Below are 25,407 nucleotides of genomic sequence, written 5' to 3' on the forward strand. Positions count from 1 at the left end.
CCCGCGATTCTAGGGCGGAGAGCAGTCCCTAGAATCCGCCGGGTGGACCTCCCTGCCCCGATGCCGCCGCGGCTCCCGCAGCGCGTCGTCGTCGCGGGCAGCCCCGCTCCCCTGCTCACGACCTTCCTGGAGCGGCTCGCCGCCGTCCTCGACCTGCCGCTGGTGCCGCTCTCCGAGCTCGCGGGCCGCGCCGACCTCGAGGCCCTCGCGGCGTTCGACGGCTGGGTCACCACCGCCGAGAGGTACGACGCCCGGGCGGTCCTGCTCGAGCGCGCGGACCTGGTGGTGACGGTCCTGGCGGAGGAGCCGGGCACGTTGCGGAGCCTCGTGCGTCGTACCGTGCGCCGGATCAGGTCGGACGCGCCGGAGGTCGACCTGGCCTGGGTGGAGGCGCTGCCGGTGTCGCACCCCGACCTGCCCGCCGTGCGGCTCGTGGGCAGCGACGCGGTCGAGGCGTGGCTGGCCGGCCTCGGCGCGTGATCAGCGGCTGACGCCGACCAGGATCGAGCCGTCCTCGTCGACGTGGGCGTCGACGCTCGTGCTGCCGGTCTCGGTGAAGCCGTCGGACGTCCGCGCATAGCGACGGGCCTCGGCGGTGTTGCGGTCGACCAGGACGAGGTCCGTCGTGCCGTCGCCGTCGGTGTCGCCGGCGACCGAGCGGGTCCGGTCGAAGGCCAGGTCGCCGATGACGACCTCGTCGTCCTCCTCCAGCCTGGTGCCGTCGGAGAGCAGGGTGGCGACGCCGAGTCCGTCGCCGCCGAAGTCGCGCAGCGCGACCACATCGGCGTCGCCGTCGGCGTCGACGTCACCGAGGCCGATCCGCGTGGTGTTCCAGGACCAGTCGCGTGCGCTGAACCAGCCGCGGTTGGCGTCGAACGTGCCGCCCGCGAGCGACGCGAAGACCCGGATGTCGATGCCACCCTCGGGCGGCTGGCCCATCTCGACGAAGTCCGCGCGCCCGTCGCCGTCGACGTCGGCTGCACCGATCCGCATGTCCTCGTAGGTCCAGCCGTCGATGCCGGCCCACGACTCAGGCGTTCGGAAGCCCGTCCCGTCCGCCAGCGCGACCTCGATCGAGATCGCCCCGGTCCCCGCGCCGGTCAGGAAGGCCAGGTCGTCCTGGCCGTCGGCGTCGAAGTCGCCCGCGGTCACGCGGAACTCGTCCGGCAGGTCGGGTGTCGCCCACTCCACGGGCTTGCTGAACCTTGCGCCGTTGGACGCCGCCACTCGCACCAGTCCGGGCTCGGCGAGCGCCAGGTCGGCCCACCCGTCGCCGTTGAAGTCCCCGCGCACGACCAACGCGTCGCCGTACGCACTGGTGCTCCAGCGCTGCTGCGCGCCGAAGCCGCTCTGGCTGCGCGGGTCGGAGAGGAGCACGACGGTCTCGTCGTCGAGGTCGTCGAGCAGGATCGTGTCGTCGAAGCCGTCGCCGTTGACGTCAGCCGGGGCGATCGGCCCGTCGATCGGTCCCGGTGCGCCCGCGGAGCGCGGCGAGTCCGACGAACCGGGGCTGGACCCGCCCGTGGCGGAGCCGGCGGCCGACGGGCTGTCGCCGCCGTCCCCCGTGCTGCCGTCGCCCTTGCCGTCGTCGCGCAGCAGGCTCCAGCCCACGCCCCCACCGACGCCCAGGAGGACGGCGAGGACGACCAGCGCGGCGACCAGTCCGGTACGCCGCCGCGGCTCGTCGCGGCCGGGCGGCATCAGCGGCGTGGGATGGGGCGCGGGACGCGGCACGGGTTGGGGAGGCGGCGCCTGCGGGACCGACGCGGTCGACGGCGCGGACGGGTACGACGGCGCCGACGGGTGCGAGCCGACCGACGGGATCGGCGAGGTCGGGGGCGCCGGCGGGTAGGAGCCCGCCGAGCCGGCCGAGGACGGGTACGACGGCACGGGCGGCTGCGGGGGCGCCACGAACTGCCCGCTGGGGAGGCCGCCGGCGGCCCGGATCGCGCGCAGGTGCGCGGCCGCCGCGCCGGCCGACGGGTGCCGCGCCGCGGGGTCCTTGGCCATCGCCCGACGGAGGAAGGCGTTGAGCTGGGCCGGGGCGCCGGGCAGCTGCGGGATCGGCGAGAACTCGTGCTGCGTCGCGAGCTGGACCGGCCCGCCGTCGTACGGCGCACGACCGGTCAGCAGGAACCACACCAGGCAGCCGAGGGCGTAGATGTCGCTGGCCGCCGTGGCGGGCTCACCACGGAACCGCTCGGGCGCGAGGTAGGCGTAGGTGCCGGCCACCACCCCGCTGCTGGTCAGCGACGACTCGTCGTCGCGGGCGATGCCGAAGTCGCAGAGGTAGGCGTGCACCTGGTCCTGGCCGGCGCGCAGCAGCACGTTGTGGGGCTTGACGTCACGGTGCACGACGCCGACCGCGTGGGCGTCCGCGAGCGCCGAGGCGACCTGCGCGGCGAGGTCGAGCGCGCTGTCCGCGGGCGGCAGGCCGTCGCTGGCCACCCGGGCCGCGAGGTCGCCGCCCGGGACGAACTGGGTGGCGAGGTAGAGGACGCCGTCGTGCTCGCCGTGGCTGTAGACCTGGATGATGTGCGGGCTGTCGCTGCGCGCCAGCACGGTCGCCTCCCGCAGGAAGCGGCTGCGGAACTCCGGCTCCTCGGCGAGCTGGACGGCCAGCACCTTGAGCGCGACCCGTCGCCCGAGGCCCTCCTCGACCGCCTCGAAGACGACGCCCATGCCACCGGCCCCGAGCTGCCGGGTGATCCGGTAGGGGCCCAGGGAGTCACCGACACCGGGGATGCGCGCCACGGCGACAGCGTAGTGACTTCGGCGTCTCTCAGAGCTGCCGTCTGAGGAACCGGTCGGTCCGCTGCATCGACAGCTCGAACTGGGGCCCGAACGCGTGTCCCTCGCCGGGGTAGGTCCGCAGGGTGACGTCGACGCCGGCGGCCCGCATCAGCCGGGCAGTCTCCCGGCTCCAGCGCAGCGGGCAGGTGTCGTCGGCGGTGCCGTGGTGGATCAGCACCGGCTCGGTGACGTCGCCGAAGTAGGTGCGGGCGCTGATGCCGGCCCAGAAGTCCGGGTTGTCCGCGGGCTCGCCGTACCGCCGCAGGACGAGCGCGGCGATGCCGCCGCGGCCCGGGGCGTCCCGGACCCAGCGGTCGAAGTTGTCGACGGCGTCGGAGCTCACCGGCGCGAACGCCACCCCGGCGCGCACGAGGCCCGGCTTGGCGGCCAGCACGTTCATGACGATCCCGCCGCCCATCGAACGGCCGACGAGCGCCACCCGGTCGTCGTCGACCGGCCCCCGCCACGCCCGCAGCGCGAGGACGGCGTTGACGACGTCCTCGGTGTAGCCCATCCGCATGTCGAGCCCGCGACTGCGGTCCGGGGAGGACTCGGCGTGGCCGCGGTAGTCGACGTGGAGGGCGACATAGCCGTGGTCGGCCAGCCACTCGCGCTCGCGGGTCAGGCCCTGCCCGTTGCGGTAGACGGCCGGGTCGATGTAGCCGTGGGCGAGCACGACCGCCGGGAACGGCCCGTCGCCCACCGGCACCGCGATCCGGCCGGAGATGGTGAGGTCAGCGCTGCGGTAGGTGACCCGGTACTGCCGCTGGGTCGCGGTCCGCAGGACCTCCTCCCCCAGTCGCAGCCGGCCGCCGTTGAACGACTTCTGCGCCAGCGCCGGCAGCGACACCGGGTCCGGCTCAGGTACGACGGAGGCCGAGTCCGTCGGCGTACCGGAGGTCGCGGAGGACGACGCCGGGCCGGGCTGGGGCGATCGCCCCGAACCGGCGTCGGGCGCGCCGGAGCACGCCGCGAGCAGCGCACCCACGGCGAGGAGCGCGATCGCGTGTCCGGCGCGGCTCACGGCGTCAGCCCGCCGCGTCCGGGCCGTTCTCCAGCAGCCGCTTGAAGCCGTCCTCGTCGAGCACCGGCACGCCCAGCTGCTCGGCCTTGTCGGCCTTGGAGCCGGCGTTCTCGCCGACGACGACGTAGTCGGTCTTCTTCGACACCGAGCCGGCCGCCTTGCCGCCACGGGACAGGATCGCCTCCTTGGCGGAGTCGCGGGAGAAGTCGACGAGGGACCCGGTGACCACCACGGTCAGTCCCTCGAGGGTGCGGGCGACGGACTCGTCGCGCGCGTCCTCCATGGACACGCCGGCGGCGGTCCACTTGTCGACGATCGCGACGTGCCAGTCGACCTCGAACCACTCGATGACGGCGCGCGCGATGGTCGGGCCGACGCCCTCGGCGGCGGCGAGCTCCTCCTCGGAGGCGGCGCGGATCGCGGCCATCGAGCCGAACTCCTGGGCCAGCGCGCGGGAGGCGCTGGGCCCGGTGTGGCGGATCGAGAGCGCGACGATCACGCGCCAGAGCGGGACGTCCTTGCGGGCATCGAGGTTGGCGAGCAGCTTGGCGCCGTTGGCGGTGAGCTGCGGCCCCTCCTCGTCCTTCTTGGGGGCCCGGGTGAAGAGGTCGGTCCGGCGGAGCTTGTCGGCATCGAGGTCGAAGACGTCGCCCTCGTCGGTGATCACACCGGCGTCGAGCAGCGCCACCGCCGCCTCGTAGCCCAGTCCCTCGATGTCGAAGGCGCTGCGCCCGGCGACGAAGAAGACCCGCTCGCGGACCTGCCCCGGGCACTTCTGGTGGTTGGGGCAGCGGCGGTCCTTGTCGCCCTCCTTCTGCTCCACCAGCCCCGTGCCGCACGCCGGGCAGGTCGTCGGCGCGACCCAAGGCTCGAGGCCCTCGGGCCGCAGCGGGAGAACCGGGCCGACGATCTCCGGGATCACGTCACCGGCCTTGCGCAGGATGACGGTGTCGCCGGGGCGGACGTCCTTGCGCTCGACCTCGTGGAAGTTGTGCAGCGTGGCGTTCTCGACCGTGGAGCCCGCGACCTTGGTGGGCACCATGACGCCGTACGGCGTCACGCGGCCGGTCCGGCCGACGTTGACCGCGATGTCGAGGAGCTTGGTGTTGACCTCCTCGGGCGGGTACTTGAACGCGATCGCCCACCGCGGCGCCCGGCTGGTGGAGCCGAGCCGTCGCTGGAGGGTGACGTCGTCGACCTTCACCACGACGCCGTCGATCTCGTAGGGCACGATCGTGTGGCGGTGCTCGCCCGCGTGGGTGATGTAGGCCTCCACGTCGGCCAGCGTCGGCACCACCCGCACCTGCTCGCTGATCGGCAGGCCCCACGCCGCGAGCGCGGCGTACGCCTCGGACTGCGCCTTCGGCTCGAAGCCCTCGCGCGCACCGATGCCGTGGCAGACCATGCCGAGCGCGCGCGAGGCGGTGACCCGCGGGTCCTTCTGGCGCAGCGACCCGGCCGCGGCGTTGCGCGGGTTGGCGAAGGCGGGCTTGCCGGCCTCGGTCATCGACACGTTGAGCGCCTCGAACGCGGCGACCGGGAGGAACACCTCGCCGCGCACCTCGACGAGGTCGGGCACCGGGTAGTCGTCGGTGCCGGTGAGCCGGTGCGGCACCGCCTTGATCGTCATCACGTTGGGCGTGACGTCCTCGCCGGTGCGGCCGTCGCCGCGGGTCAGCGCCCGGACCAGGCGGCCCTTCTCGTAGAGCAGGTTGATCGCCAGGCCGTCGACCTTGAGCTCGCACAGCAGCGCCGCGCCGGACGCTCCCTCGCGGTCGAGCCGCGCGTGCCACGAGGCGAGCTCCTCGAAGGAGAAGGCGTTGTCGAGGCTCTCCATGCGCTGCAGGTGGTCCACGGCCGTGAAGTCGGTCGAGACCGCCCCGCCGACCTTCTGCGTGGGCGAGTCCGGCGTCCGGAGCTCGGGGTACTGCTCCTCCAGCGCCTCCAGCCGGCGCAGCCGCTTGTCGAAGTCCGCGTCGGAGAGCGTCGGGTCGTCGAGGACGTAGTAGCGGTAGCGCGCCTCCTCGATCTCCTCGCTGGTCGTCGCGTGCTCGTCACGCACCTCGGGAGGTACGACGGGGAGGTCGGCCTGGCTCATGGGGAACATCTTGCCGGGCGCCACCGACGGCCGGGCCCGGGAGGCGGGCACGCGCCGATGTCGGTGCTCTCCGGAAGGCTTTCGCACGCCCGGGAATGGATCCGGCGACAACGCGCTTGACAGAACGAAACCGTTCCGTACTATCTACTTGGAACGAAACCGTTCCGTTTCATCGAAGAACCCGGAGTAGCCATGGTCCCCCGCATCAGCCGCCGTGAGGCACCGGCCCGACCCCGCGTCGAGGGCGACCGTGAGCAGGAGATCCTCGACGCGGCCATCGCCGTCCTCGTCGACGCGGGCTACGACCGGCTGACCATGGATGCCGTCGCCACGAAGGCCAAGGCGTCGAAGGCGACGCTCTACCGCAAGTGGGACGGCAAGGCCGACCTGGTCATCGACGCGCTCATGTCGCAGAAGACCCCGCTGGAGACGCCGCCCGACACCGGCAGCCTGCGCGGCGACCTGCTCAGCATGTACTGCGGCCACGGTGGACTCACCGACGAGCACCAGACCGCGCTCCTCGGCAGCGTGGTCACCGCCATCGGCCGTGACCCCGAGTTCGCGGCGGCCTTCCGCGACCGGTTCATCGCCCCCAAGGTCGAGGTCGGCCGCGTCGTCTACGAGCGGGCCCGCCAGCGCGGCGAGCTCCGCGACGACGTCGACCTCGACATCCTCACCGCGGCGCTGCCCGGCATCGTGCTGCACCGCGGCTTCCTGCTCGGAGACCCACCGACCCAGGACCTGATCGCCCGCGTCGTCGACCAGGTGATCCTCCCGGCCGCGACCCGCGGCTGACGAAGCGCCCACCTCCCTCACCATCCACACGAAGGAACCTCCATGACCGACGTCGAATCCCTCGACCCTGCGGCGACGACCTCGCCCGCAGACGTCGAGGCAACACCCACGAAGCACGCCGGCCTCGCGCTGGTGCTGATCCTCACCGCGCAGCTGATGGTGGTCCTCGACTCGACCATCGCCAACATCGCGCTGCCCTACATCGGCAACGACCTCGACATCTCCCAGGCCAACCTGACCTGGATCGTCACGGGCTACGCGCTCGCGTTCGGTGGCCTGCTGCTCCTGGGCGGACGCCTCGGTGACCTCTACGGCCGCCGGCGCCTGTTCACGATCGGCCTGGTGACCTTCGCGGTCGCCTCCCTGCTCGGTGGCGTCGCCGCCAACGAGGCGATGCTCCTCGGCTCGCGCGCCCTCCAGGGCGTCGGTGCCGCGATGGCCGCGCCGGCCGCGCTGGCCCTGATCACCACGACGTTCCCGGCCGGACCGGCCCGCAACCGCGCCATGGCGGCGTACGCCACCATGTCCGGCGTCGGTGCCGCGATCGGCCTGATCCTCGGTGGCTGGCTGACCGGCCTCGACTCGTTCGCCGGGCTCGACGTCGAGGGCTGGCGCCTGACCTTCCTCATCAACGTCCCGATCGGCCTCATCGCCGCCGCCGCGGTCCCGCGGATCCTCGCGGAGTCCGAGTCGCACCCCGGCCAGATGGACATCCCCGGCGCCATCACCGGCACCCTCGGCCTGCTCGGCATCGTCTTCGGCCTGTCGCGTGCGGGCGAGGAGGCCTACGGCTGGGACCACGCCCAGACCATCACGTCGCTGGTCGCCGGTGTCGTCCTGCTGGTCGCCTTCGCGATCGTCGAGTCGCGGGTCGAGCACCCGCTGCTGCCGGTCCGGATCTTCGCCAACCGGACCCGCGCCACGAGCTTCGTGGCGATGATGATCGCCCCGGCCGCGATGTTCGCGATGTTCTACTTCCTGAGCCTGTTCATCCAGCAGATCATGGGCTTCAGCCCGCTCGAGGCCGGCTTCGCCTTCCTGCCGTTCTCGTTCGGCATCGTGATCGGCGCGGGCCTGGCGTCCAACCTGGTCGCCCGGGTCGACGCCCGCTTCCTGGCCGGCACCGGCACCCTGCTCGCGGCCGCCGCGCTCTTCATGTTCTCGCGGATCCCGGTCGACGAGTCGCCGAAGGCGGTCCTGACCGCGCTCGCCGACGGTGGTGCCGACATCAACTACTGGACCCACCTGTTCCCGTTCATCGTCCTGATGGCGATCGGCATGGGCCTGGTGTTCGTCCCGATGACCCTCACCGCGGTCCACCACGTCCGCGCCGAGGACTCGGGCATCGGCTCCGGCGTGCTCAACACCATGCAGCAGGTCGGCGGCGCCCTCGGCCTCGCCACCCTGAGCACGGTCGCGCTGCACTTCACCAACGACCAGGCCAGTGAGGTCGCCAAGCCGATGGCCGAGGCGATCACCGCCACCGGCGGCGACCCGACGGCCGTCGTGCCGGGCACGGACCTCAGCTTCCTCGAGGCCGCGATCTTCGGCTCCAGCTTCCCGGAGGGTGCGGTCCACGCCTTCCTGGTCGCCTCGATGCTGATGCTGGCCGCCTCGGCCGTGATCTGGACGTTCCTCAACGTCAAGCACACCGAGCTCGCCACGGACGCACCCGAGGGTGTCCACGTCGGCTGACCCTGCCGTCGCACCTGATCGAGGCCCGCTGGAGGAGATCCCTCCGGCGGGCCTCGTCGCGTCCGTCAGGAGGCGTCGCCCGACCAGCCCGGCAGCGGGGCGTCCGCGAGCTCGGCCGGAGCGACCAGCCCGAGCCGGTCGTCGGCCAGCAGCTCCTCGAAGCGCGACACGGGGACCTCGAGGCCGGCCTGCTCCCGCGGATCGCCGGTGATCGGCTGGCCGGCGTAGAAGACCTCCTCGAGCACGCCGTCGTCGAAGTGCCGGAGCACGAGGAGCCCGGGGTCCTCCTCGGGGGCCTCGGTCTCCCAGACCAGCTGGAAGTCGCCCTCCTCCGCCGACCAGTCGGCGCACGCCGCGTCCGCGCAGGCCGGCAGCCCGTCGGCCTCGGCCACGGTGAGCACCACCAGGTCGCCGTCGTCGCCCTCGCCGGCGTTGAACCTGATGCCGACGCCGATGCCCTCGTCCTCGCCCGGGGACTCGAACGAGTCGGGCTCGATCCCGAGGACCTCGGTGGCGAGCACCGCCAGCGTGCGCGCGGTCGTCGGCACCGTCCCGTCGTCCTGCTCCGCGCTGTCGGCGTCGCCGCACCCGGCCAGACCCGTCAGGACGCCCAGCACGGCCAGCCCCGCCACTCCCCGTCGACCCATGCCCGAGATCCTCTCCTGCCGTCGTTGGTCGGTGTGACGCACGGCCGCCCCGAAAGGTTCGGGCGCCCTAGCCTGCGCCGAGCGACCTCGCCACCGAGCGCACCAGCTCGGTCGCCCGCCGTGCGTCGGCCGCAGCGGAGCCGGCGAGCCCGCACGCCGGGGTGACGACGATCCGCTCCCCCACGACCGCGGGGTCGAGGCCGACCATGTCGAGCCAGCGCCGCACGCGCTCCACGAGCGCCTTGTCCGACGGCATCGCCCCCGAGGTGGGTACGACGCCCAGCGCGATCGTGTCCCCGGCCTCCAGGGCCTCGGCGGCAGCGTCGTGGCCCTCGGCGCCGAGCAGCGCGAGGTCGACCATCACCCCCCGCGCACCGGCCCCGCGCAGCAGGCCCAGCGGCACGTCCGGGGCGCAGCAGTGGACCCACGGCTCGGCACCGGCGTCGCCGGCGGCGCCGAGGACCCACTCAAGGGCCTCGCTGGCCTCGGGCGGGTGCACCGTGCGGTGCTTCCCGAAGCCGGACGCGGTCGGGACCGCGCCGGCCAGCACGGCCGGGAGCGCCGGCTCGTCGAGCTGGAGGACGACCCCGGTCGCGCCGGGCACCCGTCGGCGCACGTCGGCGACGTGGTCGGCGACCGCCACCGCGAGGGCCTGGGCCAGGTCTCGGCGCGCGCCGTGGTCCGCGAGCAGCTTGTCGCCGCGGGGCCGCTCGACGGTCGCCGCCAGCGTCCACGGTCCCGCGAGCTGGACCTTGACCGGACCGGCGTAGTCGGCCATGCGCTCCTCGAACGTGTCGAGGTCCTGCGCGACCAGGCTGCGGGCACGACGCTGGTCGAGCGTCGGGGCGCCGGAGGTGCCGGTGAGGCGCCAGCCGCTCGGCTGCAGGTCGGCGTCGAGCTCGCCGACGAGACCGAGCGAGCGACCGGTCATGGCCGCGACCGCGCCCCGACCGGGGACCTCGGGGAGGAACGGGATGCCGCCGTCGGCCGCCAGCTCGCCGAGCACGACGGACAGGGCCTCGTCGAAGTCGCGCTGGGAGTCGCCGGGGAAGGACCCGACACCCGTGGCCCGGACCGTCACCCGGCCGCTCCCGCGGGGACCCGGTCGGCGCGGGTGATCGTGGCCGAGCCGACGACCCGGGTGCCGTCGTACACGACGACGGCCTGGCCGGGGGCGATGCCGTGGGCCTGCTCCACGAGCTCGACCTCCAGCTGCCCGTCGAGGACCCGGACGACCGCACGGTGCTCGGCGCCGTGGGCGCGCAGCTGGACGGTGACGTCCGGCCCGTCGAGCACGGTCCCGGCCGGGAGCGGGGCGCCGCACCAGCGCAGCCGGTCGCCGGTGATCCGCTCGACGGCGAGCCGCTCGCGGGGGCCGACGGTGACGGTCCCGCTGACGGGCTCGATGTCGAGGACGTAGCGCGGGCGGCCGTCCGGCGCGGGGTGGCCCAGGCGCAGGCCCTTGCGCTGGCCGATCGTGAAGCCGTAGGTGCCGGTGTGCTGCCCGAGCACCGTCCCGGTCGCCTCGTCGACGATCTCGCCGCCCTGGTTGGGCGCCCGGTCGCCGAGCTTCTCCCGCAGCCACCCGGTGTTGTCGCCGTCGGCGACGAAGCAGATGTCGTGGCTGTCCGGCTTGTCGGCGACGAGCAGCCCGCGGGCGGCCGCCTCCTCGCGGACCTTTGTCTTCGGGGTGTCGCCAAGTGGGAACAGCGAGTGCCGCAACTGCTGCTCGTCGAGCACGCCGAGGACGTAGGACTGGTCCTTGGCGCCGTCGACCGCGCGGTGCAGCTCGACGCCTGCCGGGCCCTGGACCACGCTCGCGTAGTGGCCGGTCGCCACCGCGTCGAAGCCCAGCGCCAGCGCCTTGTCGAGCACCGCCGCGAACTTGATCTTCTCGTTGCAGCGCAGGCAGGGGTTGGGCGTCTGCCCGGCCGCGTAGGTGTCCATGAAGTCCTCGACCACGTCGGTGTGGAAGCGATCGGAGAGGTCCCAGACGTAGAAGGGGATGCCGATGACGTCGGCCGCGCGGCGGGCGTCGTTGGCGTCCTCGATCGTGCAGCAGCCGCGGGCGCCCGAGCGGTATGACTTCGGGTTGCGCGAGAGCGCCAGGTGGATGCCGGTGACCTCGTGGCCGGCCTCCTTGGCGCGCGCGGCGGCGACGGCGGAGTCCACTCCCCCGGACATGGCGGCGACGACCTTCAGCGGCTCCACGGGCTCGCCCCCGGATCAGGCGCGGGCCGCACGGGCCCGCTCCACGCAGGGAGCGATCGCGGCGACCACGGCGTCGACGTCGGCCTCGGTGCTGGTGTGGCCGAGGCTGAACCGCAGCGAGCTGCGGGCGTCGGCGGCGTCGCGACCCATCGCCAGCAGCACGTGGGAGGGCTGCGGGACGCCGGCCGAGCAGGCCGAACCCGTCGAGCACTCGATGCCCCGGGCGTCGAGCAGCATCAACAGCGAGTCGCCCTCGCAGCCCGGGAAGCCCAGGTGCACGTTGCCCGGCAGGCGCTCCACCGGGTCGCCGTTCAGCACCACGTCGGGCACGGCGTGGCGCACACCGGCGATCAGCCGGTCACGGAGCACGACCAGCCGCGCGGCGAGGTCGGCCTGCTGCTTGACCGCGATCTCGACCGCGGCGGCGAACCCGGCGATGGCGGGCACGTCGAGCGTGCCGCTGCGCACGTCGCGCTCCTGGCCGCCGCCGTGCAGCAGCGCGGTCAGGTCCACCTCGCGTCGTACGACGAGAGCGCCCACGCCCTGCGGACCACCGACCTTGTGCCCGGAGACCGACAGCGCGTCCACGCCGCTCGCCGCGAAGTCGACGGGGACCGAGCCGATGGCCTGCACCGCGTCGGTGTGGACGGGGATGCCGTGCTGGTGCGCGAGGGCGACGACCTCGTCGATCGGCTGGAGGGTGCCGACCTCGTTGTTGGCCCACATCACGGTGAGCATCGCGACCGTGCGGGGATCGCGCTCGATCGTCTCGGCGAGGGCGTCGACCCGCAGCCGTCCGAGCCCGTCGACGGGCACCAACACGACTGCCGCGGCCTCGTGCTCGTCGAGCCACTCGAGCGGGTCGAGGACGGCGTGGTGCTCGACCGCGCTGGCCAGGACCCGGGTGCGGACCGGGTCGGCGTCGCGGCGGGACCAGAAGAGGCCCTTCACGGCGAGGTTGTCGGCCTCGGTGCCGCCGGAGGTGAAGACCACCTCGCCCGGGCGGCAGTTGAGCGCCTGCGCCACCGTCTCGCGGGACTCCTCGACGATCCGCCGCGCCCGGCGGCCGGAGGCGTGCAGCGAACTGGCGTTGCCGACCTCGCGCAGCCGCGCGGTCATGGCCTCGACCGCGACGTCGGTCATCGGCGTCGTCGCGGCGTGGTCGAGGTAGACCGTCGGTGCTTCCATGGCACCCCCAAGGTTACGGCGCGTGCCCACGGCGTACCCAACCCGGCAGCGGGCGGGGACACAGGAGGCGGCCGTCCCGCAGGGACGACCGCCTCCGGTGCGTCAGTCCAGGCCGTTCGCGGCGAGGAACTCCTTCGCCACGTCAGCGGCGTCCTTCTTGTCGAGCACGACCTGCTCGAGCAGGCCGGCGAGGGTCTCGGTGTCCAGCGCCGCCGACACCGCGTTCAGCGCGTCCGTCACCGTCTCGTCAGCCTTCGACTTCGCGATGAGGGGCACCACGTTCTGGGCCGCGAAGAGGTGCTCCGGGTCCTCCAGCGCCACGAAGTCGTTCGCGGGGATGTTCGGGTCGGTCGTGAACAGGTTGGCCGCGTCGACCTGGCCGTTCTTGAGGGCCTGGACGCTCAGCGGGCCGCCGGCGTCCAGCGCCCGGAAGCTGTCGAACTTCACGCCGTACAGCTTCTCGAGGCCGGGTACGCCGGTCGGGCGCGTCTTCCACTCCGGCGGGCCACCGAGGGTGAGGTCACCCGCGACCTCCTTGAGGTCGCCGATCGAGGCGAGGTCGTACTTGTCCGCGGTCTTCCGCGTCACGACGACGGCGTCCTTGTCCTCCGCGTCGGACTTGTCGAGCACGATGAGGTCCTTCGGCAGCGCGGCCTGGAGCTCGGTGTAGACCTCGTCGGAGTCCGTGGCGGAGGCGTCCTTGTCGAAGTACTGGTCGAGGACACCGGTGTACTCGGGGATCAGGTCGATCGACCCGTCCTGGAGGGCGGGGATGTAGGCCTCGCGGCTGCCGATGTTGAGCGTCTTCTTGACCTTGATGCCCTTCGCCTCGAGGGCGCCGGCGTAGATCTCGGCGAGCAGGGTGCTCTCGGTGAAGTCCGCGGACCCGACGACGACGGTGCCGGAGTCGGAGCGCGGCCCGCTGTCGTCGGAGGCCAGCGGGTCCTCACCACCACAGGCGGACATCGTGAGGAGGCCGGCAGCGATGGCGCTGACCAGCGGGATCGTCCGTCGATTCATTTTCGGTCTTCCTTCTCTGAGGGTCAGGGAGCGGGTTGCAGAGCGGCCGCGGCGGCGCCGGCGCGGCGGTTTCGGGAGCGGGACGCGCGGCCGACGCGGCCGGTCAGGCCCGGCGAGACGACGTAGCGCTGGACCAGCGCGAACACGAGGTCGACGATCAGCGCGAGTGCGGCGACCAGGACGGCACCGGCGGCCATCTGCGTGTAGTCACGCACCGCGAGGCCGTCGATGAGGAAGCGGCCGAGACCACCCATGCCCGCGGTGGCGGCGATGGTGGCCGTGGCGACCACCTGCAGGGTTCCCGAGCGCAGTCCGGAGAAGATCAGCGGCAGGGCGCAGGGCAGCTCCACCTTGGCCAGGACCTCGGTGCCCCGCATGCCCATGCCCTTGGCGGCATCGCGGGCGGCCGGGTCGACCTCCTCCACGCCGGCGTACGCACCCGCCAGGATCGGCGGGACCGCGAGGACGACCAGCACGATCTCGCTCGGCACGAGGAAGGCGGCGTCGCCGTCGAGCCGCGGTCCGAGCAGGAGGACGGAGACGAAGAGCAGGCCGAGGCTCGGGATGGCGCGGATGGCGCCGACCAGGTTGACCACGACGAACCGGCCGCGGCCGGTGTGGCCGATGTAGAGGCCGAGCGGGATCCCGATGAGGGCTGCGATCACCACCGCGGTGAAGGAGTACTGCAGGTGCTCGAGGAGGCGGTTCGGGACGCCGTCCTCACCCGTCCAGTGCTCGGATGCGGTGATCCAGCTGATGACGCCGTTCATCAGGCCCTCCTGACTCGTTGCCACGGGGTGATCAGACGCGTCGCGCCGATGATAGCGAGGTCGAACAGCAGCGCGAGCAGCACGCACGCGATGATGCCCACGACGATCGGGTCGGTGTAGTTCAGCCGGAAGCCCTCGGTGAACAGGGACCCCAGCTGCGGCACGCCGATGATGGCCGCGACGCTGACGATGCTGACATTGCTGACGGCGGCCACGCGCAGGCCGGCCGCGATGACGGGGGTGGCGAGGGGCAGCTCGACCATGAACAGCCGGCGCACCCGCTTGAAGCCCATCGCGGTCGCCGCCTGGTTGACCGAGTCGGGCACGGCGCTCAGCCCGTCGGCCACGGTGCGCACCAGCAGCGCCACGGTGTAGATCGTCATCGCGACGATGACGTTGAGCGGGTCGAGGATCCGGGTGCCGATGACGAGCGGCATCAGGATGAACAGCGCCAGCGACGGGATCGTGTAGAGCAGCCCCGTGCCCATGATCAGGGGCGCGTGGAGGAACCGGTAGCGCTTGGCGAGCCAGCCCAGCGGGATCGCGATGACCAGGCCGAGGACCAACGGCAGGCCGGCGAGGACGATGTGCTTGCCGGCCAGCGAGAGCACATCGGAGTAGTGGTCGAGGAACCAGGTCATGTCGCGCTCCCGAGCAGGTCGGTGGCGCCCGCGTCCGCCGCGGGACGCTCGGCGTTCTCGATCGCGGCGAGCACCTGCTGGCCGAGGACCGTGCCGGCGAAGACGCCGTCGGCGTCCACGATGACGCCGCGTCGGCTGGGCGAGGACAGGGCCGCGTCGAGCGCCGCCCGGAGCGTGCCGTTGACCGCGGCGACGGTGCCACCGCGGTGGAGGGTCTCGCGCTCGACGACCCCCTCGATCCGCTGCGGCTCGATCCAGCCCAGCGGGCGACCGTCGTCGTCGACGACCAACGCCCATCCGTCGGCGCCGGCAGCGCGCGCCTCCTCGCTGGTCGCGCCCACACGGATGGTCGTCTCGGACCGCAGGCTCAGCTCGGGCACCGTTTGGAAGCCCAGCCCACGGTAGCCGCGGTCGCGTCCGACGAAGTCGGCCACGAAGTCGTCGACCGGGTGGGCCAGGAGGTGCGCGGGATCGCTCAGCTGGGCCAGCTTGCCGCCCACCCTGAGGACGGCGATCTGGTCGCCGAGCTTGATCGCCTCGTCGATGTCGTGGGTGACGAAGATGATCGTCTTGCCGAGCTCGCTCTGCAGCCGGAGGAACTCGTCCTGCAGCTGCTCGCGGACGACCGGGTCGACGGCGCTGAACGGCTCGTCCATCAGCATCACCGGCGGATCGGCCGCCAGGGCGCGGGCGACGCCGACGCGCTGCTGCTGCCCGCCGGAGAGCTGGCTGGGGTAGCGGTTCGCGAAGGACAGCGGCAGGCCGACGCGCTCGAGGAGCTCCATCGACCGGGCCCGCGCCTTCTTCTTGTCCCACCCCAGCAGCAGCGGCACCGTGGCGATGTTGGCCGCGATGGTGCGGTGCGGGAAGAGGCCGGCGTGCTGGATGACGTAGCCGATGCCTCGCCGCAGCTCGGCCGCGTCCATGGTCGCGGTGTCGCGGTCGTCGGCCCAGATGCGCCCGGCGGTGGGCTCGATCATCCGGTTGATCATCCGCAGCGACGTCGTCTTGCCGCAGCCGGAGGGCCCCACGAGGACGGTGATCTTGCCGGTGGGCGCGACCATGTCCAGGCCTCCCACTGCGACGGTGCCGTCGGGATATGTCTTGGTCACTGAGTCGAACCGGATCATCCGGAGCTCACCTCGATTGCTGTCATGTCGGGTCCGCGCCCGGTGCGCGTGATCCGTGCCTCATTCCACGCCGACGGCCACCTGCGTGTACATGGCCTCGGCGTCCATCATGTCCGATATCCCAGACAACCCGCACGAGGCGCGTTCCTCAGATGCCCGAGAGCTCCGGAAGAAGACCGGCGGCGAGCTCGACGTCCGCGGTCAGCGAGCGGTCCTCGAGCGCGGGTTCGAGGACTTCCACGGCGCGGTCGAAGGCTTTTCCGACCGGCAGGTGGGCGATGTCGGCGTCCTGCATCCGCAGTGCCCGGACGGCGGCCACCAGCTCGCAGGCGAGCACGAGCCGGAAGGAGTCGACGGCGGCGGTCGCCTGGCGGGCCGCCTGGGTCGAGAAGCTCGCATGGTCCTCCAGGCCCCGCGAGACCACGGCCGTCCCGAGCGTCACCGGCAGCGCGGCGTGCCGGAGCTGCGCGAGCGCGTCCTGGGCGACGTACTCCAGGATCATCACGCCCGAGCTGCCCGGCGGCCCCGATGCGAGGAACGGCGGCAGGTCGGTCATCCCCGGCTCGACCAGGTCGCCCAGGCGCGCCGTCGACAGCTCGGCGACGTGGTGCAGGGCCGCCCGCGCCTGGTCGAGCGCGACCGCGACGTACGCCGTGTGGAAGTGCGCGTGGTGGAAGACGTCCCCGAGATCGGTGGAGACGAGCGGGTTCTCGGCCGTCGCGTTGACCTCGATCTCCAGGATGCGCTCGAGGTCGGCGAGGCTGTCCAGGGCCGGCCCCTGCACCTGCGGGAAGGCCCGCAGCCCGAACGGGTCCTGGATGCGGCGCCCCGCCACGGCCGAGCCCTCCATGCCGAGGAGCCGACGCATCTCGGACGCGCAGAGGACCTGGCCCGGGTGCGGCTTCGCCCGGTGGACGGCGGCGGCGTACGCCTCGGGCGAGCCGCCGAGCGCACGGTAGGACAGCGCGGCCACGACATGGCTCGCGCGCAGCAGCACCTGGAGGTCACCGCAGGCGAGCGCGGCCTCCGCCAGCGTCGCGGCGTTGCTGCTCATCAGCGCGAGGGCGTCGCCGAGATCCACCTGGACGGCCGGCAGCCCGCCGACCGCCCACGGGCGCTCCCCCGCGAGGGTGAGCCCGATCTCGGCGAGCATCGTCAGGTCCCCCGTCCCGATGGCGCCGAGCCGGTGCACCGCGGGCAGGGCGCCCTCGACCAGGGTCCGCGCGAGCGCCTCGAGCATCCGCGGATGGATGCCGGACCCGCCGGCGGCGAGCTGGTTGAGGCGGACGACGAGGGTGGCCCGCACGTGGTCGTCCCGCAGGAGCGGGCCGGCGCCGCCGGCATGGCTCCGCAGCAGCCGCAGGGCGTGCCCCACGGCCGCCTCGCCGTCGACCGCCTCGTGGCGGTTGGCTCCCACCCCCGTGGTGCGGCCGTAGACCTGTCGTCGCTGGGCGATGCTCTCGGCCTGCTCCCAGGCCTCCCGCGCGCGCTCCAGCGCCGCCGGATCGAGCTGGACGCCGACGTCGTCCCGCGCGACCTGGGCGATGGTGCGGCAGCTGAGGCTGTGGCCATCGATGCGGAGGGTGGCCTGGCCCTGCGTCATGTGTGCTCCTCGTGGTCTCGTGGGCTCCCATTCCACGGCGCGCGTGGCGGGGACACCAGTCGTCCGCAGGCGATATCTGTCCGGGATCCCGGACACTAGGGTGATCCCTGGGCGCGAGGAAGGGAGGAGCCATGGGAGTGCCGGCCGCGGAGCAGACGCTGGCCATCCTCCGCTACCTGTCGAGCCAGGCCCGGCCGGTGCAGGCCACGGCGATCTCCCGCTCCCTCGACCTCCCCCGCTCGACGACGTACCACCTGCTCAACACCCTGATCGACTACGGCTTCGTCGTGCGCTACCCCGACCAGCGTGCGTTCGGGCTGGGGTTGGGGGCGCACGAGCTCGGCAGCGGCTACGCACGACAGGAGCCGCTGCAGCGACTGGCGCGGCGTCCCGTCGCGACGCTGGCCGACCGCTGCGGCAACAGCGCGCACTTCTCCGTCCTGCTCGGTCGCGACGTGATCTACGTGATCGAGGAGCGCGCGCCGGGTCGGCCGCTGCTCGTCACCGACGTCGGCGTGCGCCTGCCAGCGATGACGACCGCATCCGGCCGGGCGATGCTCGCGGCACTGCCGCCGGCCCAGGTCAAGGCGCTCTACGGCGACCGAGACGCCTTCGTCGGCCACGGCCCGGACGCACCGACCTCGCTCTCCACGCTCCGCCGGCTCCTGGTCGACGTCCGCGCCCGCGGCTGGTCCACCGAGGACGGCGAGGTCAGCGAGGGCATGGCGTCGATCGCGATGCCCGTCCTGGACGGGACGGGCTATCCCGTCGCAGCCGTCGCCGTCACGTTCCCCGAGGCCGAGCGGACCCCGGACCTGGTGGAGAAGCTCGTCGCCGAGGTGCAGGAGACCACGAGCGTGATCTCGCGACGCCTGACCGGTTGACCCGGCTCAGAGCACGACGAGGTCGTCGCGGTGGATGACCTCGCGCTCGTAGCCGGCCCCGAGCTCGCGCTTGAGGTCCTTCGAGGACCGCCCTTGCAGCGTCGGGATCTCGGAGGCGTCGAAGTTGACCAGCCCGCGGCCGACCACGCGGCCCTCGGGGTCGAGGATGTCGACCGGGTCGCCGGCGGAAAAGTCGCCCTGCACGCCGGTGACGCCGGCCGCGAGGAGGGAGGCCCGGCGCTCCACGACCGCCCGGACGGCACCGGCGTCGAGGAGCAGCGCGCCCTTGCCCTCGGTCGCGTGGCGCAGCCACAGCAGCCGGGTCGGCCGGCGCTTGCCGGTGGCGTGGAAGAGCGTGCCGACCGGCTCGCCGGAGATCGCGGCCGCGGCGTTGTCGGCCGAGGTGAGGACGACCGGGATGCCGGAGCCCGTGGCGATCGAGGCCGCCTCGACCTTGGTCACCATGCCGCCCGTGCCGACCCCCGCGGTGCCGACGGAGCCGACCGTGACGCCCGCGAGGTCCGCCTGCCCGCGCACCTCGGCGATGAGTCGGGTGCCGGGGCGCGACGGCGGGCCGTCGTACAGGCCGTCGACGTCGGAGAGCAGCACCAGCAGGTCGGCGTGGACGAGGTGCGCCACGAGGGCGGCGAGCCGGTCGTTGTCGCCGAACCGGATCTCGGTGGTCGCCACCGTGTCGTTCTCGTTGACGATCGGGATCACGCCGAGCTCGAGCAGCTGGGTGAAGGTCTGCGAGGCGTTGCGGTAGTGCGAGCGTCGCGTGACGTCGTCGAGCGTGAGCAGCACCTGGCCGGCGGTGAGGCCGTGGCGGGCCAGCTCCTCGGTGTAGCGGTGCACGAGCAGGCCCTGGCCGACCGAGGCGGCCGCCTGCTGGGCCGCGAGGGCGCGGGGGCGCTTCTTCAGCCCCAGCGGCGCCAGGCCGGCGGCGATGGCGCCCGACGACACCAGCACCACCTCCGCGCCGCGCTCGCGGGCGGCGGCGAGGACGTCGACGAGCGCGCTGATCCGCTCCGGGTCGATGCCGCCCGAGGCGGTCGTCAGGGACGAGGAGCCGACCTTGACCACGATCCGGCGGGCGGACGTCACCGCCCCGCGCTCACTCACCGGGGTCGTCCTCCAGCCAGTCGTCCTCGAGCGAGACCGGCCTGGCGTCCGGGTCGTCCTCGGAGCCGATCTCGTACGACGTGGGGCCGTACTCGTCGGGCCGGTCGAGTCGCCGGGCCACGTCGGCGCGGGTCTCGTTCTCGGCGCGCTCGTCCATCTGCTCCTGGATCTCGCGGCGGCGCGCGGCGGCCGGACGGGCCTCGTGGAAGCGGTCGTCCTCGCCGCGGCGCGAGAGGTTCTCGGCGCCCGCGTCGATACCCGGCTTGAAGTCGAACACCACGGCGTCGTCGACGGAGCCGATGAGGACGGCGTCGCCCTCCACCGCGCCCAGCTCGAGCAGCTTCGCCTCGACGCCCAGGCGGTTGAGCCGGTCGGCGAGGTAGCCGACGGCCTCGTCGTTGCTGAAGTCGGTCTGCCGCACCCAGCGCTCCGGCTTGGTGCCCACCACCCGCCACCCGGCGCCCGTGCGCTTGACCGTGAAGCCGTCGTCGTCGAAGGCCTTGGGCCGGACGACGATCCGCGCGGGGATCTCGGCGGCCTTCGCCCGCCGCGCCTCAGCGACGATCTCGGCCATCGCGTAGATCAGCTCGCGGGTGCCCTCGCCGGACACCGCGGAGATCTCGAAGACCCGCAGACCGCGCTCGCGCAGCTCCTCGATGACCAGCTCGGCGATGCCGCGACCGTCGGGGACGTCGACCTTGTTGAGGGCGACCAGGCGCGGCCGGTCCTCCAGGCCGCCGTACCGGCGCAGCTCGTCCTCGATCACGTCGAGGTCGTCGACGGGGTTGCGGCCCGGCTCGAGGGTCGCGGTGTCGAGGACGTGCACCAGCGCGGCGCAGCGCTCGATGTGGCGCAGGAAGTCGTGGCCCAGGCCGCGGCCCTCGGCCGCGCCCTCGATCAGGCCGGGCACGTCGGCGACGGTGAAGGTGGTGTCGCCCGCGGTGACGACGCCGAGGTTGGGGACCAGGGTGGTGAACGGGTAGTCGGCGATCTTGGGCCGCGCCCGGGAGATCGCGGCGATCAGGCTGGACTTGCCCGCGCTCGGGAAGCCGACCAGCCCGATGTCGGCGACGACCTTGAGCTCGAGGACGACGTCGAGCTCCTCGCCCGGCTCGCCGAGCAGCGCGAAGCCGGGCGCCTTGCGGGTCTTGGAGGCCAGCGACGCGTTGCCGAGGCCGCCGCGGCCGCCCTGGGCGATCACGATCTCGGTGCCGGGCGCGACGAGGTCGGCGATGACCGTGCCGTTTCGCTCCTTGACCACCGTGCCGGCGGGTACGGCGAGCACCAGGTCGGCCCCGTGGGCCCCGTTGCGGCGGTCGCCGGCGCCGTGGCCGCCGTGCTCGGCCTTGCGGCGCGGGCTGTGGTGGTAGTCGAGCAGCGTGGTGACATCGGGGTCGACCCGCAGGATCACCGAGCCGCCGGGACCGCCGTTGCCGCCGTCGGGGCCACCGAGCGGCTTGAACTTCTCGCGGTGGACCGATGCCACGCCGTTGCCGCCTCGACCGGCTGACACGGAGAGGGTCACGCGGTCGACGAAGGTGGGCACAGCCATGGGATCAGTCTTTCAGCAGAAGGTGGGGAAAATGAACGAAGGGCGTCCCGTGCGGGACGCCCTTCGCTTCCAGATGGGTGAGCGTCAGCTCACGCCTCCGGGACGATGTTGACGACCTTGCGGCCGCGCTTCTTGCCGAACTCGACGTTGCCCGCGACCAGCGCGAACAGGGTGTCGTCGCCACCGCGACCGACGCCCGAGCCCGGGTGGAAGTGGGTGCCACGCTGGCGGACGATGATCTCGCCGGCGTTGACGAGCTGGCCGCCGAAGCGCTTGACGCCGAGGCGCTGGGCGTTGGAGTCGCGGCCGTTCTTGGTGGACGCGGCGCCCTTCTTGTGTGCCATGTTTCAGTCCTTCGGAGTGAGGTGCCGAGCCTGGAGGGGCTCAGAGCGAGATGTCGGTGACCTTGACCTGGGTGTACTTCTGGCGGTGACCCTGGCGCTTCTTGTAGCCGGTCTTGTTCTTGTACTTCTGGATGATGATCTTCGGGCCCTTGGTGGCGCCGAGGACCTCGACGGTGACCGTCGCCTTGTCCAGGCCGGTGCTGGTGACGGTCTCGCCGTCCACCGCGAGCACGACCGGCAGGGTCAGGGTGTCGCCGACCGGCGTGGAGACCTTGTCGATCTCGATGACGTCGCCGACAGCGACCTTCTCCTGCTTCGCGCCTGCGCGCACGATCGCGTACACCACCGCGGTCTCCTTAATCATCAACGTCTGTCCGAAGGTCTCGGGTCTGCAGCACACACAGCTGTCCGGCGGGACGCCGGGTGCCAGCAGAAACGGCGCGCCTCGGCGGCGCACCGACGATCAATAGTACGGGTGGCGCCGGTTTCCGCATAATCAGCAAGCCGGCGCCCTCCGCTCAGCGCTTGCGGGCGCCCTTCTTCTTGATCGGGACGTGCTCGACGTGCGGCTCCTCGGCCGGCTGGTCGGCCGCCTGGTCGGCCGGCTGGTCGGCTGCCTCCGGTGCGTCGGGCGCCGCCTCGGGCGCTGCCTCGTGCGCTGCCTCGGTCGCGGCCGGCGGGCCGGCGGGACGGGTCGCCGCGCTGCGCCGGGTCCGCGTGCGGGTGACCACCGTCGTGGTGGCGACCGGTTCGGGCTCGGGCTCGGCAGCCGCCTCGGGCGCCGGTACGACGGCCTCGGGCTCCTCGAGCGGGGCGGCCACCTCGACCACCTGCTCCTCGGCAGCCGCGACGGGCTCCTCGGCCAGCGGCTCCTCGACCACGGGCTCTGCCACGGGCTCCTCAGCCACGGGCTCCTCAGTCACCGGCTCCTCAGTCACCGGCTCCTCAGTCACGGGCTCCTCGACCGCGGCCGGGACCTCGACAGGGGTCTCCTCGACCGGGGTCTCCTCGACCACGGTGGCCGCCTCGTCGACCGGAGCGGCCTCGTCGGCCGGCACCTCGTCGTCGGCGGGCACCTCGTCGTGGTGCTTGGCCATCGCGGCGACGTCCTTCGGCGAGGGCACCGGCTTCGGGGCGGCCTCGGCCGCGCCGTTCTCGCCGCCCTGGCCACGTCCCTTGCGGCGCCGGCTCGGGCGACGCGACTCCTCGGACGACTCGCCGCCGCCCTGGTTGCCGCCGCCGCGCTTCGGCTCGACCGGGAGGTCGTGCACGACGATGCCGCGGCCCTGGCAGTGGCTGCAGTTCTCGCTGAACGCCTCCAGCAGGCCGGTGCCGATCCGCTTGCGCGTCATCTGCACCAGGCCGAGCGAGGTGACCTCGGCGACCTGGTGGCGGGTGCGGTCGCGGCCCAGGCACTCGACGAGGCGGCGCAGGACGAGGTCGCGGTTCGACTCGAGCACCATGTCGATGAAGTCGACGACGATGATCCCGCCGATGTCGCGCAGCCGGAGCTGGCGGACGATCTCCTCGGCGGCCTCGAGGTTGTTCTTCGTGACCGTCTCCTCGAGGTTGCCCCCGGAGCCGGTGAACTTGCCGGTGTTGACGTCGACGACCGTCATCGCCTCGGTACGGTCGATGATCAGCGAGCCGCCGGAGGGCAGCCAGACCTTGCGGTCGAGGCCCTTGGCGATCTGCTCGTCGATCCGGTACGTCGCGAACAGGTCGGGCGCGTCGTCGCCGGTCTGGTGCTGCTCGAGGCGCTCGACGAGGTCGGGAGCGACGTGGTCGACGTACTCCTTGACCGTCGCCCAGGCGTCGTCGCCCTGGACGACGAGCTTGGCGAAGTCCTCGGTGAACAGGTCGCGGACGACCTTGAGGGTCAGGTCCGGCTCGCCGTAAAGCAGCTGCGGGGCGTTGCCCTTGGCGACCTTGGACTCGATGTCCTCCCACCGGGCCTTGAGCCGCTCGACGTCGCGGGTCAGCTCGTCCTCGGAGGCGCCCTCGGCGGCCGTGCGGACGATGACGCCGGCAGTGTCGGGGACGATCTCCTTGAGGAGGTTCTTGAGGCGCGCGCGCTCGGTGTCGGGCAGCTTGCGGGAGATGCCGGACGTCGTGCCGTCGGGCACGTAGACGAGGAACCGGCCGGCGAGGCTGACCTGGCTGGTGAGCCGGGCACCCTTGTGGCCGATCGGGTCCTTGGTGACCTGCACCAGGACGGTCTGGCCGGACTGCAGGACCGACTCGATCTTGCGCGGCTGGCCCTCCTTGTGGCCGAGCGAGGCCCAGTTGACCTCGCCGGCGTACAGGACGGCGTTGCGGCCCTTGCCGATGTCGATGAAGGCGGCCTCCATCGAGGGCAGCACGTTCTGGACCCGGCCGAGGTAGACGTTGCCGATCAGCGAGGTCTGCGACTCGCGGGCGACGTAGTGCTCGACGAGGACCTTGTCCTCGAGGACGGCGATCTGGGTGAGGTCCTTGCGCTGGCGGATCGCCATCACGCGCTCGACCGACTCCCGGCGGGCGAGGAACTCGGCCTCGCTCACGATCGGCGCCCGGCGGCGTCCGGCCTCACGGCCCTCGCGGCGGCGCTGCTTCTTGGCCTCGAGCCGGGTGGAGCCGGAGATCGACGTGATCTCGTCGTCGGCCGAGCGCGGCTTGCGCACGCGGGTGACGGTGTTCTCGGGGTCGTCCCCGCCGTCGTCCCCGCCACCCTCACCGGCGCGGCGGCGGCGGCGCCGGCGGCGCGACGAGCTGCTGCCCTGGCCTCCCCCGCCGTTCTCCGACGCCTCGGCGTCGTCGCCGGAGTCGCCCGACTCGGTGGCCTCGGCCTCGGTGGTCTCGCCCTCGGCGCCTTCGGGCTGGTCCGTCTCGCCCTCGGTGTCGTCGGCGTCGTCGCCCTCACCGGCACCCTGGCCGGCACCGGCCGGCTTGCGGCGGCGACGGCCGCCACGGCGACGTCGGCGACGGGCCGGGCCGGTGGTGCCGTCGGCGCCCTCGGCGTCGTCCGACTCCTCGTCGTCCTCGTCGGCGGACTCGTCGCCCTCCGCCGGCTGCTCCTCGGTGGCCTCCGCGGGCGCCTCGACCGGGGTCTCGGCGGTCTCCTCCGCGTCCTCCCCGGTGGCCTCGGCGTCCTCGACCGGCTCCTCCACCTCGGGCTTCGGCTTCGGCTTCGCGGACGACCGCTTGCGGGTGGTCACCTTCGGCGCCTGGAAGAGCACGGCGGCCGAGGTGGTCCCGTCGGCGGCGGTGTCAGTGGCGGCGGTGTCGGTGGCGGCGGTGTCGGTCGGCTCGTCCTCGTCGGGCGTCAGCACCAGCTGCTCCGACTCCGGGGCGGGCTTCGCCTTCGCCTTGCTCGCCGTCTTCGCGGCGGCCGGCCTCGAGGCGGCGGCCTTCTTCGCCGGCGCCTTCTTCGCGGCCGCCTTCTTGGCGGGCGCCTTCTTCGCCGGCTTGGCGTCGTCGCCGTCGGCCGTGGCCTCGGCGCCCGCGTCGGCGGCCGGCTTGGCGGCGGCCTTCTTCGCCGTGGTCTTCTTGGCAGCGGCCTTCTTGGCCGGCGCCTTCTTCGCGGCGGCCTTCTTGGCCGGCTTCGCGGGCTTCTCGACCGCCTCCGCGGGCGGGTCCGCCGGCGCCTCAGCAGGCGGCTCGGCGGGCGCCGGGGCAGGCGTCTCGGCGGGGGTCTCGGCCGTGGTGGCCTCGATCGGGGTCTCGGTGGGCGCGTCCGTCATTGCGCTACTCCTCCACCCGGCCGCCTCGCAGCCGGGGTGTCATCGGCAGTCGCGCCACGCACGCTGCCGTAAGCCTTCGTGGGACGACACCCTCCGCGGAGCGTCACTGGAGCCAGGACCCTCACCTGCCGCGGTCGCCGTGTGCGTCGCGTCTGGCGGGTGTCCGTG

21 protein-coding genes are annotated in these 25,407 nt (G+C 73.0%); 4 read left to right on the top strand and 17 right to left on the bottom strand.

Annotation, left to right across the window (positions count from 1 at the left end; all coding sequences use genetic code 11):
* Window positions 1-42: 42 nt before the first annotated feature.
* Window positions 43-480 carry a hypothetical protein gene (locus tag AC2YHB_RS20640; RefSeq protein ID WP_179647677.1) on the top strand — a complete coding sequence of 146 codons (438 nt, stop codon included), beginning with the start codon at window positions 43-45 and terminating at the stop codon, window positions 478-480.
* Here AC2YHB_RS20640 and AC2YHB_RS20645 read toward each other — a convergent pair whose 3' ends face one another.
* The 3 genes from AC2YHB_RS20645 to ligA are packed head-to-tail and all read right to left on the bottom strand — an operon-like array spanning window position 481 to window position 5,915.
* Window positions 481-2,754: a protein kinase domain-containing protein gene (locus tag AC2YHB_RS20645; RefSeq protein ID WP_179647678.1), complete on the bottom strand. Its 2,274-nt coding sequence runs from the start codon at window positions 2,752-2,754 to the stop codon at window positions 481-483. It lies immediately after the preceding gene.
* Window positions 2,755-2,782: 28 nt separating this feature from the next.
* The gene (locus AC2YHB_RS20650; RefSeq protein WP_179647679.1) at window positions 2,783-3,817 is read right to left on the bottom strand and encodes an alpha/beta hydrolase family protein; all 1,035 of its coding nucleotides are present in this window, start codon (window positions 3,815-3,817) and stop codon (window positions 2,783-2,785) included.
* Window positions 3,818-3,821: 4 nt separating this feature from the next.
* A complete protein-coding gene (ligA, locus tag AC2YHB_RS20655) occupies window positions 3,822-5,915 on the bottom strand; it encodes an NAD-dependent DNA ligase LigA (protein WP_487354544.1) in 2,094 nt (697 codons plus the stop codon).
* 192 nt (window positions 5,916-6,107) lie between these two features.
* Between ligA and AC2YHB_RS20660 the strand changes: the two genes are divergently transcribed.
* Both AC2YHB_RS20660 and AC2YHB_RS20665 read left to right on the top strand, forming a co-directional pair.
* The gene (locus AC2YHB_RS20660; protein ID WP_051931525.1) at window positions 6,108-6,710 is read left to right on the top strand and encodes a TetR/AcrR family transcriptional regulator; all 603 of its coding nucleotides are present in this window, start codon (window positions 6,108-6,110) and stop codon (window positions 6,708-6,710) included.
* Between the two features lie 42 nt (window positions 6,711-6,752).
* Entirely contained in the window at window positions 6,753-8,405 is a 1,653-nt protein-coding gene (locus AC2YHB_RS20665) for a DHA2 family efflux MFS transporter permease subunit (protein WP_179647681.1), read from the top strand.
* Between the two features lie 65 nt (window positions 8,406-8,470).
* Here AC2YHB_RS20665 and AC2YHB_RS20670 read toward each other — a convergent pair whose 3' ends face one another.
* The 9 genes from AC2YHB_RS20670 to AC2YHB_RS20710 form a co-directional block, all read right to left on the bottom strand.
* Window positions 8,471-9,052 (bottom strand): hypothetical protein, encoded by a 582-nt coding sequence (locus tag AC2YHB_RS20670; protein WP_487354545.1) that lies wholly within the window; start codon window positions 9,050-9,052, stop codon window positions 8,471-8,473.
* Window positions 9,053-9,119: 67 nt separating this feature from the next.
* The gene (locus AC2YHB_RS20675; protein WP_179647683.1) at window positions 9,120-10,133 is read right to left on the bottom strand and encodes a uroporphyrinogen decarboxylase/cobalamine-independent methonine synthase family protein; all 1,014 of its coding nucleotides are present in this window, start codon (window positions 10,131-10,133) and stop codon (window positions 9,120-9,122) included.
* A complete protein-coding gene (mnmA, locus tag AC2YHB_RS20680; protein WP_218864868.1) occupies window positions 10,130-11,254 on the bottom strand; it encodes a tRNA 2-thiouridine(34) synthase MnmA in 1,125 nt (374 codons plus the stop codon). The genes AC2YHB_RS20675 and mnmA overlap by 4 nt, the downstream gene beginning before the upstream one ends.
* Before the next feature lie 24 nt (window positions 11,255-11,278).
* Window positions 11,279-12,451 (bottom strand): cysteine desulfurase family protein, encoded by a 1,173-nt coding sequence (locus AC2YHB_RS20685; protein WP_179647684.1) that lies wholly within the window; start codon window positions 12,449-12,451, stop codon window positions 11,279-11,281.
* A 102-nt stretch (window positions 12,452-12,553) separates the two neighbouring features.
* The gene (locus tag AC2YHB_RS20690; protein WP_036541395.1) at window positions 12,554-13,471 is read right to left on the bottom strand and encodes an ABC transporter substrate-binding protein; all 918 of its coding nucleotides are present in this window, start codon (window positions 13,469-13,471) and stop codon (window positions 12,554-12,556) included.
* Window positions 13,472-13,494: 23 nt separating this feature from the next.
* On the bottom strand, window positions 13,495-14,241 hold the full coding sequence (locus tag AC2YHB_RS20695) for an ABC transporter permease (protein ID WP_179647685.1): 747 nt from the start codon (window positions 14,239-14,241) through the stop codon (window positions 13,495-13,497).
* Window positions 14,241-14,882: an ABC transporter permease gene (locus tag AC2YHB_RS20700; RefSeq protein WP_179647686.1), complete on the bottom strand. Its 642-nt coding sequence runs from the start codon at window positions 14,880-14,882 to the stop codon at window positions 14,241-14,243. The genes AC2YHB_RS20695 and AC2YHB_RS20700 overlap by 1 nt, the downstream gene beginning before the upstream one ends.
* Window positions 14,879-16,012, bottom strand: a complete 1,134-nt coding sequence (locus AC2YHB_RS20705) for an ABC transporter ATP-binding protein (protein WP_036541391.1) — start codon at window positions 16,010-16,012, stop codon at window positions 14,879-14,881. Before AC2YHB_RS20705 ends, AC2YHB_RS20700 begins: the two co-directional genes overlap by 4 nt.
* A 148-nt stretch (window positions 16,013-16,160) precedes the next feature.
* Window positions 16,161-17,615, bottom strand: a complete 1,455-nt coding sequence (locus tag AC2YHB_RS20710; RefSeq protein WP_179647687.1) for an aromatic amino acid ammonia-lyase — start codon at window positions 17,613-17,615, stop codon at window positions 16,161-16,163.
* 131 nt (window positions 17,616-17,746) lie between these two features.
* On the opposite strand from AC2YHB_RS20710, the gene AC2YHB_RS20715 reads away from it, so the two are divergent.
* Window positions 17,747-18,499 carry an IclR family transcriptional regulator gene (locus tag AC2YHB_RS20715; protein ID WP_036541388.1) on the top strand — a complete coding sequence of 251 codons (753 nt, stop codon included), beginning with the start codon at window positions 17,747-17,749 and terminating at the stop codon, window positions 18,497-18,499.
* A 6-nt stretch (window positions 18,500-18,505) separates the two neighbouring features.
* On the opposite strand, the gene proB is transcribed toward AC2YHB_RS20715, so the two are convergent.
* The 5 genes from proB to AC2YHB_RS20740 form a co-directional block, all read right to left on the bottom strand.
* On the bottom strand, window positions 18,506-19,621 hold the full coding sequence (proB, locus tag AC2YHB_RS20720; RefSeq protein ID WP_179647688.1) for a glutamate 5-kinase: 1,116 nt from the start codon (window positions 19,619-19,621) through the stop codon (window positions 18,506-18,508).
* Window positions 19,614-21,173, bottom strand: coding sequence for a GTPase ObgE (obgE, locus tag AC2YHB_RS20725; protein ID WP_179647689.1), 1,560 nt, complete (start codon window positions 21,171-21,173; stop codon window positions 19,614-19,616). Before obgE ends, proB begins: the two co-directional genes overlap by 8 nt.
* Before the next feature lie 89 nt (window positions 21,174-21,262).
* Window positions 21,263-21,517 (bottom strand): 50S ribosomal protein L27, encoded by a 255-nt coding sequence (gene rpmA / locus AC2YHB_RS20730; protein WP_036541384.1) that lies wholly within the window; start codon window positions 21,515-21,517, stop codon window positions 21,263-21,265.
* A 40-nt stretch (window positions 21,518-21,557) separates the two neighbouring features.
* Window positions 21,558-21,860, bottom strand: a complete 303-nt coding sequence (gene rplU / locus AC2YHB_RS20735; protein ID WP_028656911.1) for a 50S ribosomal protein L21 — start codon at window positions 21,858-21,860, stop codon at window positions 21,558-21,560.
* Window positions 21,861-22,035: 175 nt separating this feature from the next.
* On the bottom strand, window positions 22,036-25,239 hold the full coding sequence (locus AC2YHB_RS20740; RefSeq protein ID WP_179647690.1) for an Rne/Rng family ribonuclease: 3,204 nt from the start codon (window positions 25,237-25,239) through the stop codon (window positions 22,036-22,038).
* Between the last annotated feature and the right edge of the window lie 168 nt (window positions 25,240-25,407).

Source organism: Nocardioides sp. SRI_004 (assembly GCF_057586415.1).

Bases quoted from the DNA above. Each gene is read 5' to 3' on its own strand.
- AC2YHB_RS20695 (WP_179647685.1), bottom strand. From the start codon at position 14,241: ATGAACGGCGTCATCAGCTGGATCACCGCATCCGAGCACTGGACGGGT.
- AC2YHB_RS20685 (WP_179647684.1), bottom strand. From the start codon at position 12,451: ATGGAAGCACCGACGGTCTACCTCGACCACGCCGCGACGACGCCGATG.
- ligA (WP_487354544.1), bottom strand. From the start codon at position 5,915: ATGAGCCAGGCCGACCTCCCCGTCGTACCTCCCGAGGTGCGTGACGAG.
- AC2YHB_RS20690 (WP_036541395.1), bottom strand. From the start codon at position 13,471: ATGAATCGACGGACGATCCCGCTGGTCAGCGCCATCGCTGCCGGCCTC.
- AC2YHB_RS20740 (WP_179647690.1), bottom strand. From the start codon at position 25,239: ATGACGGACGCGCCCACCGAGACCCCGATCGAGGCCACCACGGCCGAG.
- AC2YHB_RS20700 (WP_179647686.1), bottom strand. From the start codon at position 14,882: ATGACCTGGTTCCTCGACCACTACTCCGATGTGCTCTCGCTGGCCGGC.
- AC2YHB_RS20665 (WP_179647681.1), top strand. From the start codon at position 6,753: ATGACCGACGTCGAATCCCTCGACCCTGCGGCGACGACCTCGCCCGCA.
- rpmA (WP_036541384.1), bottom strand. From the start codon at position 21,517: ATGGCACACAAGAAGGGCGCCGCGTCCACCAAGAACGGCCGCGACTCC.
- AC2YHB_RS20705 (WP_036541391.1), bottom strand. From the start codon at position 16,012: ATGATCCGGTTCGACTCAGTGACCAAGACATATCCCGACGGCACCGTC.
- AC2YHB_RS20670 (WP_487354545.1), bottom strand. From the start codon at position 9,052: ATGGGTCGACGGGGAGTGGCGGGGCTGGCCGTGCTGGGCGTCCTGACG.
- AC2YHB_RS20660 (WP_051931525.1), top strand. From the start codon at position 6,108: ATGGTCCCCCGCATCAGCCGCCGTGAGGCACCGGCCCGACCCCGCGTC.
- obgE (WP_179647689.1), bottom strand. From the start codon at position 21,173: ATGGCTGTGCCCACCTTCGTCGACCGCGTGACCCTCTCCGTGTCAGCC.
- AC2YHB_RS20710 (WP_179647687.1), bottom strand. From the start codon at position 17,615: ATGACGCAGGGCCAGGCCACCCTCCGCATCGATGGCCACAGCCTCAGC.
- AC2YHB_RS20715 (WP_036541388.1), top strand. From the start codon at position 17,747: ATGGGAGTGCCGGCCGCGGAGCAGACGCTGGCCATCCTCCGCTACCTG.